This window comes from Carnobacterium sp. (assembly GCF_040274425.1).
This window is the reverse complement of record NZ_JBEMBC010000166.1, coordinates 1-2,119: the sequence shown is the minus strand read 5'-3', so window position 1 is coordinate 2,119 and position 2,119 is coordinate 1. Positions and strand designations below refer to the sequence as shown.

2 protein-coding genes are annotated in these 2,119 nt (G+C 34.9%); both read left to right on the top strand.

The window, feature by feature from the left end; translation table 11 throughout:
- Nucleotides 1–558 precede the first annotated feature (558 nt).
- Nucleotides 559–1,719: an ROK family transcriptional regulator gene (locus ABS911_RS15005; protein ID WP_034537658.1), complete on the top strand. Its 1,161-nt coding sequence runs from the start codon at nt 559–561 to the stop codon at nt 1,717–1,719.
- A gap of 68 nt (nt 1,720–1,787) precedes the next feature.
- The coding region (locus ABS911_RS15000) for a GNAT family N-acetyltransferase (protein ID WP_350468218.1) at nt 1,788–2,119 on the top strand (332 nt) is incomplete at its 3' end.

Here is a 2,119-nt window from a genome sequence, read left to right as displayed (position 1 = left end):
GGTATGGGATTGAGCACATTAACATATATCTTAAGCTCAATTTTAACACTTGGTATATTGGTCCTTTATTGGGAAACTGGTAAAAAACAAAAAAGAAACTTGGATCCATCAGACGAATTATTGAATGACCAATTGCCAATCGGTACATTTGCATCACATAGCTAATGAAAATGGTTGTATGCAAAATTACTAAATTATTATTCTGAAGTAATCGTACAAAAAAATTACTAATTTGGATCATAAAATAGGAATAGCAGACAGTACTAAATAGGATGAAAATACACACTAACAACAGTGTGTATTTTTGTTTTTTTACTGTGTACTTACTAAAGTTTACTTATAATAGCGTTTCCAGCAAAAAGTGTATTGGCACAGAATTTGCTTAATATATAATGTAGGAGTAAATAAAGTATAAGAAGATAGAAAAAGATAAAAACACTAGTATAAGCTTTTGAAAAATTGGTTAGCGTAAATTGAATATTTTTTTCTTTACTTAGTTAATTAAATTAATTAAGTAAAGAAATTTAATGAATATTGTTGTATAAAGGAGATGTAGGAATGGTTCGAGGAACCTTTCAGCTGATGAAATCCGTGAACAAATCAACGGTCTTAAATAAAATTAGGCAGTCGGGTCCTATATCCAGAGCTGAGATTGCAAAAGTCACAGGTATAACACCACCAACTGTCAGTAGTATCGTGAAAGAATTGATGGATGAAAAGTTAGTGGTAGAAAGTATTTTAGGAGAATCTCAAGGTGGAAGAAAACCGACTATGCTTTTATTGAATAGAAACGATCATTACGTGATTGGCGTAGATGCTGGATCAGATTCAATAAAAGCATGTGTGAGTGATTTAGTTGGGACGATTCTGGTGCGATCAGAATTGCCGCTTCAAGCACATACGACCATAGATAGTTTCCTAGCTGTACTGATTCAAGCTATTCAACTTGTTATAAAGGAGATGGGTGTTGAGGGAAGTAAAATATTTGGTATAGGTATTGCCATGCATGGTGTGGTGGATGTTGCTGCAGGTATTTCTTTATATTCAGCCAATTCGGGATTAAGAAATGTTCATATAAAAGAGGTATTGGAAAATACTTTTGATCTTCAAGTAATTGTTGAAAATAATTCTCGAGCAATGGCACTGGGAGAATATTGGTTTGGCGATTATGGTTTATTAAAATCTTTTGCAGTTGTAAATATTGGTCGCGGAGTTGGTTCAGGAATCATAGAGGAAGGGAAATTACGGTATGGGGCACAAGAAATTGCAGGTGAAATTGGTCATATGACGATTTCTTTAGATGGAGAAAAATGCAGTTGCGGCAATCAGGGATGCTTCGAAACATTTGTAACTGGAGACGCTATCGTTCGCAGAGCAAAAAAACAAATACCAGATGCACCAGACGATCTGACCGGAGAGAAAGTTTATGCATTCGCTTTAAAAGGTCATACAGCCTATCAAAAAGTATTAGAAGAAATTGGAGTCTTGATTGGGATTGGGATTGTTAATCTGATTCATGCTGTAAATCCAGAGAAGATTGTTCTTGGTGGTGGTGTGATGAAAAGTCATGATTTTTTGATGCCGAGTATCTTAGCTACTATTCAACAACGAGCCTTAACAGAAAAAGCAAGGAAGAATACATTAATCACATTGTCTAGGGTAGGAGATGATGCAACCGTTTTAGGAGCAGCAGCACTATTGTTGACGAAGTTATTCTAAACCAAATTAAGGATTTAATAATATAAGAATAAATTATTAAGGTAGGTCATATATCATGGAGGTGTAAGATGATTACTTATCAAATTGTTCAATCAAACGATTATAAAAAAGTCCTCAAATTGAAAAATTATTGTTTTCGTCCAGCTTATGAAGGCAAGCGATTAGAGGATTTTATGCATTGGGTCAACGTCAGTACTATTCAGGGAGCTTTCGACCAAGAAGAGCTCGTTTCACAATTAATTATTTTGTCGCTTCAGATGACTGTTTTTGGGGTTCCTTATGATATGGGAGGCATTGGTTTTGTGTCAACTTATCCTGAATATCGAAATGCAGGCATCATGAAGCAAGTATTATTACGCTCATTAGAGACAATGCGTGAAAGAGGGCAACTGTTATCGGT

What these genes read in the sequence shown, in the direction of transcription:
- ABS911_RS15005 (WP_034537658.1), top strand. Translation starts at nt 559, where the DNA reads ATGGTTCGAGGAACCTTTCAGCTGATGAAATCCGTGAACAAATCAACG.